This is a genomic window from Veillonella criceti (assembly GCF_900460315.1).
Lineage (GTDB): Bacteria > Bacillota > Negativicutes > Veillonellales > Veillonellaceae > Veillonella_A > Veillonella_A criceti.
Genome location: NZ_UHIO01000001.1, coordinates 1,634,654 through 1,652,543, shown reverse-complemented (window position 1 = coordinate 1,652,543; position 17,890 = coordinate 1,634,654). Strand labels below are relative to the sequence as shown.

Below are 17,890 nucleotides of genomic sequence, written 5' to 3'. Positions count from 1 at the left end.
ATAGCTACTATATCTTTTTTATTGTATCATGTTGCTAGATTCCTGTTGAGGACTTATTTTAAGAATATACAAAACAGCCCACACTCTACTGAGCGTGGGCTGCTGTTCATTCTGCTTAACAGGCTATGCCATTCCTATTAAACTGCGCAACATAAACATTGCGACATATGTGCTAGGTGCATTATTTGTTAAATGTACTAGTATTAATAGTTACCAGTGAACATATCGCCAGCTACTGGTGGTTTGTAATCACCAAAGTATTTGGAGAAATCAAGACCTAAGTATTCGCAAAGTTCATAAACTTCTGTCATTGTTTTATCAATTACAGGGATGCCATTTTCTTCGCGGTCTTTTACTGCTTCCACTTCTTTTTCACCATGAGTGTAAATACGAGGTTCGCCTTCAGCTTTAGGAGCTTCACGAAGTTCAGTTAAGAAAGTGGAGAAATGTTTTTTGATAGCATCAGCATCACCGAAGAATGCTGGGTTAATAGCCATGAAACCGTGGCAAATGTTGGATTTACCATCTTTCATGCAGTGGTTAGAAGTACCACCCATGGAAAGGATAGCTGCGAATAATTCTACAACCATACCATTACCATACCCTTTGTGGGAACCTAATTGTTCAGTGTTACCACCAAGTGGCATAATGCCACCACCTACGTGAGCAGAGATATTTTTCAATACATCAGCTGCATCAGTGGATGGGTTACCATCTTTATTCAAAGCCCAACCATCAGGTAATTGTTTACCTAATTTGTTGTACATTTCTAATTTACCACGAGTTACTACGGTAGTAGAAGCATCGAAGAAGAAATTGTAAGGTTCAGCAGGTGCTGCCCAAGCTTGAGGGTTAGAACCCAACATTGCTTTACGAGCATATGTAGGAACCATGATAGCTTCAGAGTTTGTGCAGGAGAAACCAATTAAGCCTTCTTCTACAGCCATGTTAGCGTAGTAACCAGCAATACCATAATGGTTGGAGTTACGTACAGAAACGATACCTACACCAGATTCTTTAGCTTTTTTAATAGCCAATTCCATTGCATAATGACCATTCAATTGGCCCATGCCATCATGACCATCGATTACTGCAGATACTGGAGTTTCGAAAACAACTTCTGGTTGTGCATCAACTTTGATAGTTCCTTTTTCGATACCTTTGTGGTAACGAACAAGACGTTGCATACCATGACTCTGGATACCATACATATCAGACATCAATAATACGTCACGAATAATCTTAGCATCTTTTTCAGAGAAACCAAATTTTACGAAAGCATCTACGCAAAGTTGGTCAAGTTGTTCATACTTAAATTTTACTACGTTTCCCATTTGTCTAATCCTCTTTTCCGAAAACATATACCTGGAACAAGCTCTTCAAGAAATTCCTAATCCTAATTACTGACGTTTTTTGGTCCCCTTCTCAAATCGCTTATTTCCTTTTGAAGACAAGTTCATTATAGCACAGGGTCTTTGAATGTTAAATACTCCAAAGCCCGAAAAACGTCCAAAAACCATTACTAAATCTGCATAGTCAAGCCATTTTTGACGAATAATTGACGGTATGAGAGGCCATAACCACTAGTTATCACTTGTTTTTTCCATGAATGCATTTTACTAATAGTTGCCATTCAATTTTTAAAAAATTATGTCAATTTTTACTTGATTACCTCAAAAAGACATATATTTTTTTGTATAATATATGTAAATTTAGAAAAAATATACGCCTATTACCAAAAAACACTCTTGCTAATTTCTACAAAATCAACAAGAGTGTTTTGACCTATTATCTATTTCTTTTTATTCTTATCTGCTTTATCAGATGTGTCTGATTTACTATTTTTAAGCGCCATTGCTTTTGATAAGGTATCACGCATCGTATTCGCTTTATCTGCTGAACTCAAAGTAACCAAAGAGGCCCCATTCATCCAAACTTGATTTCCCTGCACGACGGGTTCACCCACTTGATTATCATGATAGTAACGGGCCAATTTGCCAGCTACCAAATACGCACGCATAGCCCCTGTATAATTACCAGCCGCTTCGCCAGTATATACAGCCTGATTATTTACATACACTACATCGTCTTTAACCTCTACATGTTTATTAGAAAAAGTATGTAGTCGTTTTAAATGATCTAAAATACGCTGGCTCATTTTAGGATGGTTATTAGGATTAATAATCTGACCTAAGCCATCTGTATATAACTCGCCATATTTATCACGTATTACCGCCATTGATACAGCCGCTGCCCCTACATTAAAATGACTATCCGCCAATAACTTAAAGCCCCATTCATCCGCATTCTTTTCTTGGCCTACGCTAAATACTTGTTCATTTAAATAATTGCCGGCTGCATTACCTAATAATACACTAAGACCACCTGCATTGTTCGTAGCCGCTCCTACGGCTGTTTGCAAAGCAACACTTTTACGCAAACCTCTTACAATATCCTTATTTTCACCATGACCGATTTCATGACCTACTACAGAGGCCAACGCATCATCATCTAACATATCCATAAGGCCTTTATTAATGGTCATAACACGACCGACGCCCATACTCGCATTGGCGTCTGTTTGAGGATTGACAAAAACTACATACGTCCGTTTTACATCAGGCGAACTGGTGAGTGCTTCAAAGATCCGTTTAGCCCGATCTTGATACGCATAATTATTATAATAGCCTACCTGTTGTATCCGCTGTTCAAGCATATATTCCTGTCCTTGTTCCGTATCATCTAAATTAGAGATTTCTGTATTAACTTCTACCATGCCTACAGCACCGCCTAGTAATACATCGAACAGCCCCGCTTCCACGCTAGGTCCTGCAAAACCTACGCCCCCAGCTAGTAATACACCTAAAGTAGTTGCTCCTAATGTTTGACGCCAACGTTTCATAGTTTTACCTCCCTACATGCCATCCTCTTCTGTACGTGAAGTCGTATCTCTGAACCGTGTTAACTCGCCTTGGAATAAGAGATTAATCGTCCCCAACGCACCATTACGATGTTTACGAATAATAACTTCCGTTATGTCTTCTTGCGTATCATCTTTACTATAATACTTGTCACGATACAAAAAGACAACAATATCCGCATCCTGTTCCAAAGAGCCAGACTCACGCAAGTCACTCAATACAGGGCGCTTATCAGTACGCGATTCAACACCACGACTTAACTGAGACAAAGCAATCAATGGTACATTCATTTCACGGGCTATTAATTTAAGATTTCGAGAAATCTCTGAAATCTCCTGCTGACGATTGTCACTATTGCCCCCATTACGGCCCGTCATCAACTGCACATAATCGACAATAATTAAATCCAACCCTTTTTCTACTTTTAAACGACGCAGTTTAGAGCGCATCATCTGCACGGTAAGGCCAGGTGTATCATCAATATATAACTTAGACGACATTAAATTATCCATCTGATTGGCTACTTTATCCCAGTCAGCAGGTTGTAACTGCCCCGTGCGTAACTTTGAAGATGACACTTCTGTAGCTGACGATAAAATACGCCCTACCAACTGTTCAGCAGACATTTCTAGTGAGAAAAATGCCACCGATCCTTTACCCTTTACCGCTACATTATAGGCTAAATTAAGAGTAAACGCTGTCTTACCCATGGAAGGACGCGCTGCTACCAAAATAAGATCAGACCGTTGTAACCCATTTGTCATATCATCTAAATCTTTAAAACCAGTAGAAAGACCCGTTAAGGTATCGCCATGATTTTGCAATTCTCCTAAACGGGTAATAAAATTAGGAAGCACATTCCCCAAGCTAACAAACGATGTTTCCGCTTTTAGTTGTCCGGTTACACCAAGGATTCCTACTTCAGCATCATTAAGAATCTCAGGTACTGTCTTCGTCGCAGCATAACTTTCCCCTACAATTTTATTACCGGCATCAATTAAACGACGTAATTGCGACTTTTCAGCTACAATGCGGGCATGTTCCTCTACATTATAAACAGCCGACGAGGCATTGGTAATATCTGTAATATAGTTAATGCCACCTACTTCTTCAAGCTTATTAAGACGATTTAACTCTTCTACTAATAGAATCATGTCAGGCCGTTGATGCGAATGTTGAATATTCTCAATGGCTTCATACATAATCCGATGGGCATCACGGTAAAAATCACTACGAGTAACAATGCTACTAATCGAGTCATATACATTCTCTCCCGTAAGCAAAGCTCCTAGCACGGCTCGTTCAGCCTCTATACTATGGGGAGGAATCCGTGGTTCTGCCATAATTAACCTTCCACTAATTCAACTTTAATGGTCGTAGTAATTTCAGGATGTACACGAATTAAAACATCATGTACGCCTAATGTTTTTAATGGTTCTTTTAATTCAATTTTCTTTTTATCTACCGCTACATCAAATTGTTTAGCCAACGCATCGGCAATATCTTTGCCAGTTACAGAACCAAATACACGGCCTGCATCGCCCATTTTTACAGGAATCGTCACTTCTACTTTAGCTAATTGGCTAGCTAAAATTTTAGCTTCATCCGCATTAACTTGTTTTTTATGCGCCGCTGATGCCTGTTGTTGTTTTGCATTATTTAAGTTAGCCGGTGTCCCTTCTAATGCTTGGCCTTTTTTAATTAATACATTACGACCATAGCCTTCACTCACTTCAATAATTTCACCTTTTTTACCTACTTTTTTTACATCTTCTAACAAAATTACTTTCATTCTGAGTCTTCCTCCTTCTTCATGGTAGTAGCACGGTCTTTCGCTGCTTTCTTAACAGCTTCAATCGCCTCTTCCATGGTCATATCATATAATTGGCCACCAGCAACGGTACGATGACCGCCACCACCTAAGGCCTCCATAATAAGCTGAACATTAATGGCTCCTTGTGAACGGGCACTAACACCAATGCCACCATCAGCCATCATATATAGTACAAAACTAGCTTCAATGCCTTCAATAGTAATTAAAGTATCCGCCGTTTGTGCTGATAAAATCGAAGCATTTTGTACGCCGTCAGGACAAATCGTTATCGCCAGTCCATCAAAGCGTTCAGCTTCAGCCAACATCTTAGCTCGTAATTGTACCCCATCAAAGCTTTCCATGAAAAGATGACGTACAATGGATAAATCCGCCCCTGAACGGCGCAAGAATGAAGCCGCATCAAAGGTACGTGAGCCTGTTTGCACAACAAAATTCTTTGTATCAACTACAATCCCTGCATACAATGCACTCGCTTCTACTACGTTTAGGGAAATAGGATCAACAAAATATTGAATTAACTCCGTCACTAACTCACTCGTTGATGAGGAAGCCGGTTCTAAATACGTTAATAATGGTTTTTCAATAAAGTCAGATGCCCGGCGATGATGATCAATAACAACCCGCCGTTTAGCTTTTTGCAAAGCTTTTGGTGCTGCTACCATATCAGGTCGATGCACATCGACTACAAATACCAAGGTAGAATCAGTAACAAAATCTTCTGCCGCTTGAGGGGTAATTAATAAACTTTCAAACCCTGGTTCTGTCGGAAATAAATCAGACAATTTTTTAATTGCCACCGTCTGATCACTCACGGCAATGTGAACCGATTTACCAGCACCACGAGCCATGGCGGCCACCCCGATAGCACCACCAATACTATCATAATCTTCGCGCTCATGGCCCATGACAATAACATTATCTGCATCATCCATAAGTTCTTTAATCGCCTGAGCGACTACACGGGCACGGACGCGAGTATTCTTTTCAGCCCCCTGAGTTTTACCACCATAAAACTTCAGTTCTTCACCAATATATACTGTCGCCTGGTCACCACCACGCCCTAAGGCTAGTTCCAAACCAGAACGAGCCCGTTCAGATTGTTCCTTAATATTCTCCTCGCCTGCTGCAATACCAATACTAATGGTAGCAGGAATGCGGCGGCTTGTAGGAATATTATGGACCCGAGCTAACAATGGGAAGTTCTGCTGAATCATATCCATTAAGGCTTTTTTAGAAATACAGAAAATGTAAGAATCTTCTGCATAGTTACGAACAAAACCATCATAACGGTCAATTTCTTCCACGATGGCATTGTTAATCTCCGCCCATAAGTTTGTGTATTCCACATCACTTAACCCTTTAGTTACATCTTCAATATTATCCATCATAAGAAAACCAAAGGCCGGTGCCATAGCTTCCGCTTCATGACGTAATTGCTCTGATTCCGTTACATCATCAAAGTAAAACGCCATATAGGACTCCACTTCGCTAGCATCGGGCTCTTTTCGTTCGGCCCCTTCAATAAATTTGTAAATGACACGATAATATTTATTTTCAATTTTTTCATTGAAATAACCAGACTTCCCCCAGATTTTATCTAAACGCAAACTAGGAATAAACCCATTCAATCGTTGCGTTTTATCTGGATCTTGTGGCATCCAATCACGAAATACACTATTGCACCAACAAACACGTGCTTTACTGTCAATAATAACCATAGCGGTTGGTAAGTTTTGTAAGGCAAAATTAGATGCCTGTGTAATCCCTTTAGCAATCGTATCAAATTGTTCATAAAGTTGGCGACGTTGTTTTTGAATGGCTCGACTACTATATAAATAAGCTACGAGTACAAACAGCAGACCAAACAGTGCTAATTGCCAGTTCAACCACGCAATGACCAACAACAGTACAATGATAACGACAATGGCGGTCTTTTCAAAGGCCCCTAAAAAGCCCTGATTCCCTTTCATAATCTCGCTCCCTATCCCTTTATTCTTCGTCGTCTGACCGTTTAGATAACCGTCGACGAAGGTTAAAAATTAAATCTAACATGCCAATCCAAAGAGTGGCAAAATTCATTAATAAGGTTAAAAATATTAGAACTAAACGAAACCCAGCTGATAAACCATAGCTTTTAAAAATAGACCACATACAGCCAAGGCCCTGCAAAACTAACATATACGAGCCTAAAGCATATAAGTTATAGGCAATAACATTAATAACTTCAGACTGATACTGGTCACCCCAATAGGTTAATAAAATACCTAAAGCAAAGATATATACAGCCCACTGTGGCACACGCCATTGGTCCATAGTCGGCAAGGTAACTCCTTGACCGCCCGTACGACGGACTATAACATTGGCTACTTTACAAATAGCATAACTAATAATCACGGATGACATAAAAAGAGCGGCAATCGCAACATAGGCCATCTGCTTAAATAGAGTCGCCATGCTATCTACCATAGATTTAATCTGATCATCCAATAGCCCTTGCGCACGATAAGCTTCTTCCATATTGACTAAAGTTTCCTGCTGAAATTGTTGCCAAGTTTGCACTAAGTCAACCTGCATGATATATTGCCCAATCCCTAATTGGACAGCAATCATAACCATCATAGTAAGCGCCGGTAAAGTTAGTAAACGAGCCGTTGGCCAACGACGTTCATAACCATAAGCTAATACAATCCCCGGCACGCCAGAGGTAAGGACTTGCATAAAAGCCATTAACGGAGTGATGACAATACTCATAACTACACCTGATGTAATCGTTGCCAAAATACTCCATTTTATACCATGCCTTGCCCCTAATACAACCAAAACAGCGGGCATTAAGATAGACGCAAATACGCCCATAGCTGGCACAGTTAAACCAATAAACGTAAATACCATAATGAGAGCCGTTAAAAATCCTGTTTCTACAACGGCCCGCGTCTCTGAATATTTCATATGTAATTAACTCCTAAAAAAATAGTCGCATGGCCGAAGCCACACGACTATTATATCATTTTGTATTACTTTTGAATATCATTAACCACTAAATAGGCGGTAGCAATTACGCAATCCTGCCCATAAATACTAGCCAAAAGAGCTATCAGAAGTCTCTATTTAATTACACGTCCTGAATAATTGGCAAAATCATTGGACGACGACGCGTCTTTTCATACAAGAATTTACCAAGCGTATCACGTACTTGTGATTTAATCGTAGCCCAATCTTTCATCTGACTGGCTTCACATTTCTCAATAACCTGCTCAATTCGTTTTTGTGCTTCATTCATAAGATCTTCTGCATCACGAACATACACAAAACCACGAGATACAATGTCTGGACCAGCCACAATTTGACCGCTAGCCCGATCCATAGCCATAACTACAATGACCATACCTTCTTGAGCTAATTGCTGACGATCGCGAATTACAATATTACCAACGTCACCAACACCAAGTCCATCTACAAAGACTTTACCAGCCGTCACATGGCCGCCTTTACGAGCTGTACGACTTGTAAATTCAAAGATTTGACCATTATCGCCAACCAATACATGATTTGGTTTCACAATCCCCATGGATACCGCTAATTCACCATGTTTCTTGAGCATACGGTATTCACCATGCACAGGAATAAAGAATTTAGGACGGACTAAGTTAAGCATCGTCTTCAAGTCTTCTTGACTACCATGACCTGATACATGAATGCCACGGTCACGACCATAGATAACATCAGCCCCTAAGCGTAATAAGTTATCAATTGTACGACCTACCGCCGCTTCATTGCCTGGAATTGGCGTAGCGGAAATAATAATTGTATCATTAGGCGTAATTTCAATTGTGCGATGATTATTCGTAGCCATGCGGGATAAGCCGGCCATAGGTTCCCCCTGACTCCCCGTCGTTAAAATCATAATTTCATCATCACGATAACGATTCATTTCATCTACGTCAATCATCGTACCTTCTGGTACATTTAAATAGCCTCGCTCTTGTGCAATTTCTGAAACGTTGACCATACTGCGACCAAGAACGATAACTTTACGTTTAAAGGCAACGGCGGCATCTACAGCCTGTTGTAAACGAGATACATTAGATGCAAACGTAGCCAAGACAACACGACCTCTAGCTTCCCCTACAGCCCGTAACAAAGCTGGCCCTACGGTACTTTCAGATGGGGTAAAGCCTGGTTTTTCAACATTGGTAGAGTCAGACATAAGTGCTAATACACCTTTATTACCAAGTTCTGCAAATTTATGAACATCCATCAATTTGCCATCTACTGGAGTTTGATCCACCTTAAAGTCACCAGTATGCACAACGATCCCCACTGGTGTTTCAAAATACACTGCACAAGCATCAGGAATAGAATGGTTAGTTTGGATAAAGCCTACCTTAAAGGTGCCAATGCGAATTTCATCACCCGCTTTAACCACATTAAGTTTCACGCCACCCACTTTATTTTCTTTTAATTTACCTTCAATTAAACCACATACTAAATTAGTGGCATATACAGGCACATTAATTTCTTTTAATAAGTACGCTAAAGAACCAATATGGTCTTCGTGGCCATGGGTAATAACAACCGCCCGTACTTTATCCTTATTTTCAATTAAATAGCTCATGTCAGGAATTACAATATCTACCCCTGGCATATCATTTTCTGGAAAAGCAAGCCCCGCATCCAATACGATAATATCATCGCCATATTGGAACACCGTCATATTTTTACCAATTTCACCAAGACCGCCCAAAGGAATAATCATGAGCTTATCTTTTTTATTGGCCGTATGACGAGCATTGGCTTTAACCGCTTCACTACTACTATTAGCCGTGTTCGTATAGCGCGTATTTTTAGTGCCTTCATTGCCATTTCGTGAGTTAAAACGATTGTTATTTTTACCATTGTTGCTATTACGGTTGGTCGTACGTTGTGGTTTGGCAGCCCCTTCATTCGTAGCGGCTACATTGGTTGTTCTACGACGAGAGGTGCCCGTCTTAGTCCCTTCACCGGCTGCATTAGTTGTACGACGTGGTGTTGTGCGCTTCGTTTCTCCACGAGTTGCTTCATTGCGACCTGTTTCATTACGATTAGTCGTACGACGGGTATTACGACGTGGACTTCCTTCCTTCATTGCATCCTCAACTACAGCATTTGTATCCATTGTAGCTACTGTCGTAGCTGTATTCTTAGGCGCATTAGCAACTTGTTCATTACTTTGCCCTGTTACTTTATTAAATAATTCTTTCAACATGAGTCCAATACTCCTCCTAAATCTTACTTAACATATGATTCACCTATATGTACCTACATAAATCGCGAGCGCCTAGCGCTACCCATAACGACTTATCAATGTATTGTCAGCATATAAACAAAATTCCCTTATAAAAGCTATTACTGCCAAGCCAGTCCTCATTCTGTCTTATCCCAGTAATGCAACCAAGGGAACTCGTTCATTATTAACTTGTCAATATATGAGCCTATCCATGCATCACAAATAAAAGGACGGTCGATAGCTAGATACACCTCTCCCTATGCATGTTGCTACTTGTAAAGTTAAAGGGCCTTTCACTTATAAGGCTAAGTATATAGCGCTTCACAAGCTTCTATATAAACATAGCTATGAAATCATTGCCCAAAGCCGAACGAATATCTTAAATCTAGTATATCATATTTACCAAAAAACTTAAAGAACCCCCAAGCAAAGCTTGGAGGTTCTTATCTTGTTTTATTATTTACGATTTGGTAAAAACGAATAAATCTCAGCAAACTGATCGCGATATTGTTGAGCACCACCATTAGCAGGATGACGCAACGGATACGAAAAAATATGTTGTGTCTCTAGCACCCCATAGGACTTACGGCCTACCGCGAAAACACTAGCATTAGGCATTTCACCTGATGCTTCTTGCATTAACGCCTGTGCTAATGCTTCATCCCCATGCAACGCTAAATTATTTAGTACTAATAATTCCTTAGCAAACGTGCCACCCACGGCTAATTCGGCGTCTGTTGGTGTCCTATTAGATAGTAGATTACCTGCTTCATGCGGATGAAACGGAAAAATATTCCATAATAAAGCTGTATATGTATCTATATCATTATCTAACAAGGTAGACCACACAACCGTATCGGTTGGTTCATTAAATCCTTCTTTACGCACTTTGGCTTTGGTGATTAATGGACTAGACGCTAAACTCGTACGCAGCCCTAATCCACTGGGTAGAATCATGGCTGCCTCAATGTCATCATGAAACCCTAAGAGCATTCGTTCACAAGTAATGGCAATCCCTGAAAATCGCCCACCTTGATACCCCATAGCCTCCGCAATAATCACATAGGGACAACCGTCTAACCGAGCCAACAAATACTGTCGTAATTGGTCGCGACGAATAGCCGGTGCTTCTGGACTTATGTCCAACATAGGCTCATAGTCACGCCAAGGATTAAATACTATATCGGACCCTTCATAGGAAGCCAACCGTTCAATAAACTGATTAACCTTAGTCTCTAGTACCATCCGCTTATCAATCATATCCACTATGATAGACCTCCTACTTTAACACTCAAGGCGTTTCATAAATCAATACTTTATTAATCGCCTGTTTCAATTGCACCATCTGATAGAGTGGTGTTGCTGCAAAATACGGTTGCAATTTTTCTGGAACAATAATCATCGCTTGTAATGGCACAGGATTATCTATCGGCATAGGAGCCGTCGGCGTTTCACCCATCGGCAATCGAGTTGGTCGCCCTTGATTATTAGTAATAGAACGTAAAATTCGTTCTTCATTATACTGTGTTACCTCAAATTGCTTAACCACTTCATCGACAGACTTCGTCGGCATAGTATCCTTACCTTCCCAAGCCGCACTACGCTGTTCACGAATCGACGGAATAGCCTCATCTTCAATCTTTGTAATTTCCTTGTCAGTATAATACACCAAAGAAGCACTATAATTGCCATAAAAATAAATATTGCCTTCATAGTTTGCTACAATCGGAGCATACGCTTCCGACGACCGTTGTTCAATCAGTGGCTGCACCCCTTCATGAATTACTAAACCAGCAATCGCCATCGTAGTAAAGGCAATCACAACTGGCAACATATACCGTTTTCTATTCATATACATAAGGACTGTTAAAATAATGCCAACTACGATAAAGACGTAAAGCAAATACCAAAAGCCCCAAGGCACAAAGAAACTGGCTACGCCAAACAAAATCCACAAGAAAAAGGCTGGCCCCATAAGAATCCACCAACGTTTACAAGGAGTTCCAGGACGCAATAATTTAACCACCCCAAAAGCACCTAAAAAACTAAATGGAATCAAACTAATGAACGTATAGGTCGGATATTTAGTAGCCATGAGCGAATAGAACAACAAGGTGCCCCAACCCATAACCATAGAAAATACATAGAACGACTGTTTAAGACGCCACCCATAGTACATACCATATATAATCGCACCAGTCCAAGGTAACGATGCTACAGGGAACATTGCTAAATAATACCACCAATAGTTTACGTCTGGATGTTCTGATTGAGTTGCCCGAACTACATTGTGAAGTCCTAAGAAACCATTAATAAAATCTTGGCCATGTATTAAATACATATAACCATACCAAGGTAAAACGACAAGGATAAACGCCAAAATACCTTGCCAGGCAAAAATATAACGAAGCATACTCCATGAACGCATAACTAACGCATACACCAATAATAAAATGCCCGGCAATACCAATGCGACCGGCCCTTTAGTAAGCACACCTACACCAGCAAACAGATAGGCCCATACCATATACCGAGTCTTGCCTTCCGTCAAACCACGATACGCATAAGTAAATGTGCCAATAGTCGCCCAAAGTAAGACCATATCGGTCACAATACCTCGCGCCAATAGCCAAAACTCTAACGAGGAGCCTAAAATCATGGCACTCCACAAAGATAACAAGCGACGCCCTGAAATACTGCGCACAACTTGATAAAATAGGCCCACTGCTAACGCCCCAAATAAAGCTGCTGGGAATCGGGCTGCAAAATCAGTAAAGCCAAATAATTTATAACTTAAACCAATGAGCCAATAAATCATAATTGGTTTATCATACCAGTAATTGTGGTAAATTTGTGGTGACAACCAATCACCAGAAAGTACCATTTCTTTTGCCGTCAATGCATAATTAGACTCTACCGGATCTGTCACCGGCAAACCACCATTGCCGATAGCATACATAGCTAATGCAATGAGGAAGCAAATAACGGTCAAACGATGAAGCCGCATCAAATCCCTCCTTAATCGTTCTGAGTATCTTGCTTCTCAGAAGATGTAGTGGCTACTTTTTTCTTCTTATTGCGATAATAACGAATGCCAAAGAACAAGGCAATCACAGCAAAAACGGCAATCATAATAACTAAAAATTCATGATTATATTCAATCAAATCTTGCCAATGTTCACCGAGTTTAACACCAAGCCATACGAGAAGAATTGTCCAAGGAATCGTTCCTAATAAAGTCCAAATCACAAAGCGCCCCATTGGATAACGCGCAATGCCGGCCGGAAAAGAAATAAAGGTACGAATACCAGGCAGTAAACGACCAAAAAATACAGCGGCGCCCCCATATTTATTAAACATTTTTTCAGCCATTTCAAATTTATGCTCATTGAAGAAAATATACTTTCCATACCGCTTCAACAATGGGCGCCCACCATGTTCACCCATCCAATACGACAAAATGGAGCCCACTACACCTGCAGCGGTAGCTACAATCATTGTCATATTCATTTCAAAAACACCTTGTGCAATGAGATAACCAGAAAACCCTAGCACAATTTCACTGGGAATGGGTATGTTCGCATTTTCCAATACCATAGCAATAAACATGGCCGCATAGCCATAAGTTTCTAAAAAAGAAATTAAATATTCCACCTTTTATAGTCTCCTTTGCAAACGCATACAAATAATTGTCTATTCATTCCTATGAGCCTGCAGTGTCAACATAGTTTCCACTATGAATGGACTACTTCGTCGAATCACTACTAGATACTGTACGCTCATAAAAATAAATATATATTTTACAAATTATATATTACACTAAATTTTATTTTACCATATTTTAATGAAAATTAATATAAATAGCCCCTTTTAGACATAAATCTTCCTTAACCTGTCTATTAACAGAAGATAAACGCAAAAAGAGTCGCAAAGCAATTCTGCTTTACGACTCTACATTAACGCTTATGCGCCAAAAACCTCTTGCAATACGATAGTCTGTTTACGATTAGGACCAACCGATACAATGCCAATACGAACACCCGTTACTTCGGAAATACGTTCTACATAACGACGTGCATTTTCTGGTAAATCTTCGTAATTGCGAATATGACTAATATCAGTTTGCCAACCAGGCATTGTTTCATACACTGGTTCACATTTTTCTAATTCTTGTAAATCAGCTGGGAAGCCTTTCACTGGTTCGCCATTTAAGGTATAGCCTACGCAGATTTTTAATTCTGGCAATTTATCTAAAATATCAAGACGAGTAATCGCTAAATAATCAAGGCTATTCAAGTCAGCCGCATAGCTAACTACGGCTAAGTCTAACCAACCACAACGGCGAGGACGACCTGTTACAGTACCAAATTCGCGACCTGTTTCACGAAGTAAATCCCCTGTTTCATCTAATAGTTCAGATGGGAATGGGCCAGCCCCTACACGAGTGGCATAGGCTTTAACAACCCCTACGATATTTTTCAAGTAGTTAGGGCCTACACCAGCACCCACAGAAGCACCACCAGAAATTGGATGAGAACTAGTTACGAATGGATACGTACCATGATCAAGGTCAAGCATCGTAGCTTGCGCCCCTTCAAACAATACTTTTTTGCCATCTTTAATATAGGACACTACGTTGTAATTTGTGTCAGTTACATATTGGCGCAAACGGTCTGCATAGCCTAAGTAATCTTTAAGAATTTCATAGTAATCTACTGGTTCTGCACCATATACATCACGTAAAATTTTATTTTTAAGTTTTACATTATATGTTAATTTTTCTTTGAAAACTTCTTCATTCATCAAATCGCAAATGCGAATACCAATACGATTCACTTTATCCGCATAGCATGGGCCAATACCATTTTTAGTCGTACCAATAGAAAGAGCACCTTTAGAAGCTTCTTCTGCTTCATCCAAACGATTGTGGTATGGCAAAATTACATGAGCACGATTGGAAATCTGCAACGTTTTGGCGCTTTTACCTTCTCGTTCTAAGTTTTCAATTTCACCGAGTAATACTTTAGGATCGATAACAGTCCCTGTACCGACAACATTGATTTTGTTATCATACAAAATCCCACTAGGCAATAAACGAAGGGCAAATGCTTTATCGTCAACCACTACGGTATGTCCAGCATTATTGCCACCTTGACTGCGTACTACCACGTCTGCCTGTTCTGCTAAATAATCTACGATTTTACCTTTTCCTTCGTCGCCCCATTGGGTGCCGATAACCATACTGGTTGCCATAATATTAAACCTCCATTTATCTCACATAGTGTCAGTTGTTGGTATGGCCTGCTCTAAATCAGAGCATTCATACACCTCATTATAGCATACCTTTGAAAAGCGTGCATTAGGGAGTTATGGATATAGAGATTTAACACATGCATTTATCAAAAATAAGGTCACGCCATTATGACGTGACCTTATATACTATATAATCTTTATTATTGTGTGCTTATAATCCAAAACGAGCCATAATCGTATCTACATGGCGAAGCATGCGATGTGGATCAAATAAATGATCGATTTCTTCATCAGTTAGATATTTCTTAATGTCTTCATCACCTTTTAAACCAGCTTTGAAGTCTTTACCTTCTAACCAGCGAGCCATAGCATGGCGTTGTACCCAACGATACGCTTGGTCACGAACCGCCCCTTTATCAACTAAGGCTGTTAAAATTTGCTGACTGAAAATTAAACCACCGGTTAATTCCAAGTTTTTCATCATATTGTCTGGATATACTAACAATTTATCAATCACTTTAATTGTTAAGGACAACATGTAGTCTACGGTAATTGTGCTATCTGGTAAAATAACACGCTCTACAGAGCTATGAGAAATATCACGTTCATGCCACAAGGCTACATCTTCCATAGCAGCTTGAGCATTCCCTCGTACGACACGAGCTAAACCACAAATGCGTTCACAGGTAATTGGATTACGTTTGTGAGGCATAGCGGAAGAGCCTTTTTGTTTAGGGCTGAAATATTCTTCTGCTTCACGTACTTCAGTACGTTGTAAATGACGAATTTCTAAAGCGATTTTGTCTAATGTACTAGCGATAATGGCTAAGGTACTACAAAGTTCTGCATGACGATCACGTTGAATAACCTGTGTAGCAATTTTAACTGGTTCTAACCCCAATTTTTCACAAACGTATTTTTCAATATATGGATCATTAACAGAATACGTACCAACAGCACCAGACATTTTACCAACGGCTACATTTTTCTTAGCATGTTCTAACCGTTCAATATCACGTTCAATTTCAGCCATCCAAAGGCAAAGTTTCAACCCAAAAGTAGTCGGTTCACCATGAATCCCATGTGTACGACCAACCATTGGCGTATATTTGAATTCAGCGGCACGACGACGAAGCACATCACGTAAAGTATGTAAATCTTCTAAAATGATGTCACAAGCCTGTTTCATCATAGCGCCAAGAGCCGTATCTTTTACGTCTGTCGAAGTTAAACCAAGATGAATATATTTAGCTTCTTCCCCAACATATTCGCCAACTGCTGTTACGAAAGAAATAATATCATGATTTGTTTCTTTTTCGATTTCGTGAATTCGTTCTACATCAAAATTTGCTTTTTCACGAATCACTTTAGCCGCTTCTTTAGGAATCGTTCCCAATTCGGCCTGTGCTTCACACGCTAAAATTTCAACTTCCAACATTTGTTCAAATTCATTACGTTCGCTCCAAATGTGGCCCATTTTTTCTCTTGTATACCGTTGAATCATGTGTATTAAACCTCCATGAAAATGACTGAATATTCTTATTTCATTCTATCATAGGACCTATAAGGGGTCAATATAAATTACCGAACATTAAAAACCTATGGTTAAATAACGTTCGAATTTACTTTTTACAATTGACGATAGAAATAAATAACCTCTGTTCCCGTCTTATCAAAGGCAGCGCCTGTTACATATGGATGTTCAAAGGTGGTGCCTACTTTAAAAATGTAATATTCATACTCACTACCCAACGGCTGGGATGTATAGGTATACGAATAATAACCTAGCAAGTTTTGTTGTAACTCTTTATTAGTAGTTTCATCAAAAAATTGTGTCTTAGACTGACCATTCAAGGCCTGTTTCTTACCATCAATACTGTCACTCCAAAAGTCGCGCCATGGCCCTAAGTTACTTAACTCCTTAGACACATTAAACCGATAATCAGGCAACAATTCTCGTAAACTAGGCGCATAACGCATATCTGAATTAGGTTCCATTTTAATATATACCGAACGGCTGTCTGTTAAATTTGTCTGCATAATGGCAAGTTTCATAGCTTCAGCTCTATACGGTGCTAATTCCTCTGCCGTCCCTTTAAAAGTGACTTGTGCTTCACCACCGGCCTTCATAAATTGGGGCACATAAAATACTTGGGTGTCTTTAGCAAAACTTGGTATTTCCTTAGGGAAGCCATCAAACGCTGGAATTTGCTTGTATTGCGTCACATCTGTCATTGGTAGTGCTACTTTTAAAGCCTGTTGACGATATAAGGAATTACTACTATTCGTTACTTCTGTTTTCACAGTTGAAGCCGGCAAATAGGCTTCTAGCATCTGTTTAGGCACGCCGCGTTCTGCTATCGCCGAGCCTGCAGACACCGACTCACTCTTCGAGTAATTTACCACATCCTGCAAGCCACTAGCGGGCATAGTAGCTGCCATAGCGCTCCCTGAAACAAACGCTGACCCCACCAAAGCCAATACCCATTTTTTACGAACCAAATTTACAAACATACTACATAACCTCCTTCTACTTTCACTCAATATATATATCCAATTTACTGATGACAAAAACTATATTTATCTACTTACAATCTCTACATATTATTTTACCAG

At 39.8% G+C, this 17,890-nt stretch carries 13 protein-coding genes; all 13 read right to left on the bottom strand.

Going from position 1 to position 17,890, the window contains the following annotated elements; all coding sequences use genetic code 11:
* Nucleotides 1–203: 203 nt before the first annotated feature.
* Nucleotides 204–1,343 (bottom strand): Ldh family oxidoreductase, encoded by a 1,140-nt coding sequence (locus tag DYE54_RS07375; protein ID WP_422822101.1) that lies wholly within the window; start codon nucleotides 1,341–1,343, stop codon nucleotides 204–206.
* 449 nt (nucleotides 1,344–1,792) lie between these two features.
* Nucleotides 1,793–2,902, bottom strand: a complete 1,110-nt coding sequence (locus DYE54_RS07370; RefSeq protein WP_115310631.1) for a M48 family metalloprotease — start codon at nucleotides 2,900–2,902, stop codon at nucleotides 1,793–1,795.
* A gap of 12 nt (nucleotides 2,903–2,914) precedes the next feature.
* Nucleotides 2,915–4,264 carry a replicative DNA helicase gene (dnaB, locus tag DYE54_RS07365; RefSeq protein ID WP_115310630.1) on the bottom strand — a complete coding sequence of 450 codons (1,350 nt, stop codon included), beginning with the start codon at nucleotides 4,262–4,264 and terminating at the stop codon, nucleotides 2,915–2,917.
* Between the two features lie 2 nt (nucleotides 4,265–4,266).
* A complete protein-coding gene (gene rplI, locus DYE54_RS07360; protein ID WP_115310629.1) occupies nucleotides 4,267–4,713 on the bottom strand; it encodes a 50S ribosomal protein L9 in 447 nt (148 codons plus the stop codon).
* On the bottom strand, nucleotides 4,710–6,725 hold the full coding sequence (locus DYE54_RS07355; RefSeq protein ID WP_115310628.1) for a DHH family phosphoesterase: 2,016 nt from the start codon (nucleotides 6,723–6,725) through the stop codon (nucleotides 4,710–4,712). The genes rplI and DYE54_RS07355 overlap by 4 nt, the downstream gene beginning before the upstream one ends.
* 19 nt (nucleotides 6,726–6,744) lie before the next feature.
* Entirely contained in the window at nucleotides 6,745–7,704 is a 960-nt protein-coding gene (locus DYE54_RS07350) for a YybS family protein (protein ID WP_115310627.1), read from the bottom strand.
* A gap of 163 nt (nucleotides 7,705–7,867) precedes the next feature.
* Nucleotides 7,868–10,000 (bottom strand): ribonuclease J, encoded by a 2,133-nt coding sequence (locus DYE54_RS07345; RefSeq protein ID WP_115310626.1) that lies wholly within the window; start codon nucleotides 9,998–10,000, stop codon nucleotides 7,868–7,870.
* A 477-nt stretch (nucleotides 10,001–10,477) separates the two neighbouring features.
* Nucleotides 10,478–11,281, bottom strand: a complete 804-nt coding sequence (locus tag DYE54_RS07340) for a uracil-DNA glycosylase (protein ID WP_245935735.1) — start codon at nucleotides 11,279–11,281, stop codon at nucleotides 10,478–10,480.
* 31 nt (nucleotides 11,282–11,312) lie between these two features.
* Nucleotides 11,313–13,028, bottom strand: coding sequence for an ArnT family glycosyltransferase (locus DYE54_RS07335; RefSeq protein ID WP_115310625.1), 1,716 nt, complete (start codon nucleotides 13,026–13,028; stop codon nucleotides 11,313–11,315).
* 11 nt (nucleotides 13,029–13,039) lie between these two features.
* Nucleotides 13,040–13,675, bottom strand: a complete 636-nt coding sequence (locus DYE54_RS07330; RefSeq protein WP_115310624.1) for a DedA family protein — start codon at nucleotides 13,673–13,675, stop codon at nucleotides 13,040–13,042.
* Between the two features lie 309 nt (nucleotides 13,676–13,984).
* Nucleotides 13,985–15,274 carry an adenylosuccinate synthase gene (locus tag DYE54_RS07325; RefSeq protein WP_115310623.1) on the bottom strand — a complete coding sequence of 430 codons (1,290 nt, stop codon included), beginning with the start codon at nucleotides 15,272–15,274 and terminating at the stop codon, nucleotides 13,985–13,987.
* 211 nt (nucleotides 15,275–15,485) lie between these two features.
* The gene (gene purB, locus DYE54_RS07320; protein ID WP_115310622.1) at nucleotides 15,486–16,778 is read right to left on the bottom strand and encodes an adenylosuccinate lyase; all 1,293 of its coding nucleotides are present in this window, start codon (nucleotides 16,776–16,778) and stop codon (nucleotides 15,486–15,488) included.
* A 125-nt stretch (nucleotides 16,779–16,903) separates the two neighbouring features.
* Nucleotides 16,904–17,788 (bottom strand): hypothetical protein, encoded by an 885-nt coding sequence (locus DYE54_RS07315; RefSeq protein WP_115310621.1) that lies wholly within the window; start codon nucleotides 17,786–17,788, stop codon nucleotides 16,904–16,906.
* Nucleotides 17,789–17,890: the final 102 nt, after the last annotated feature.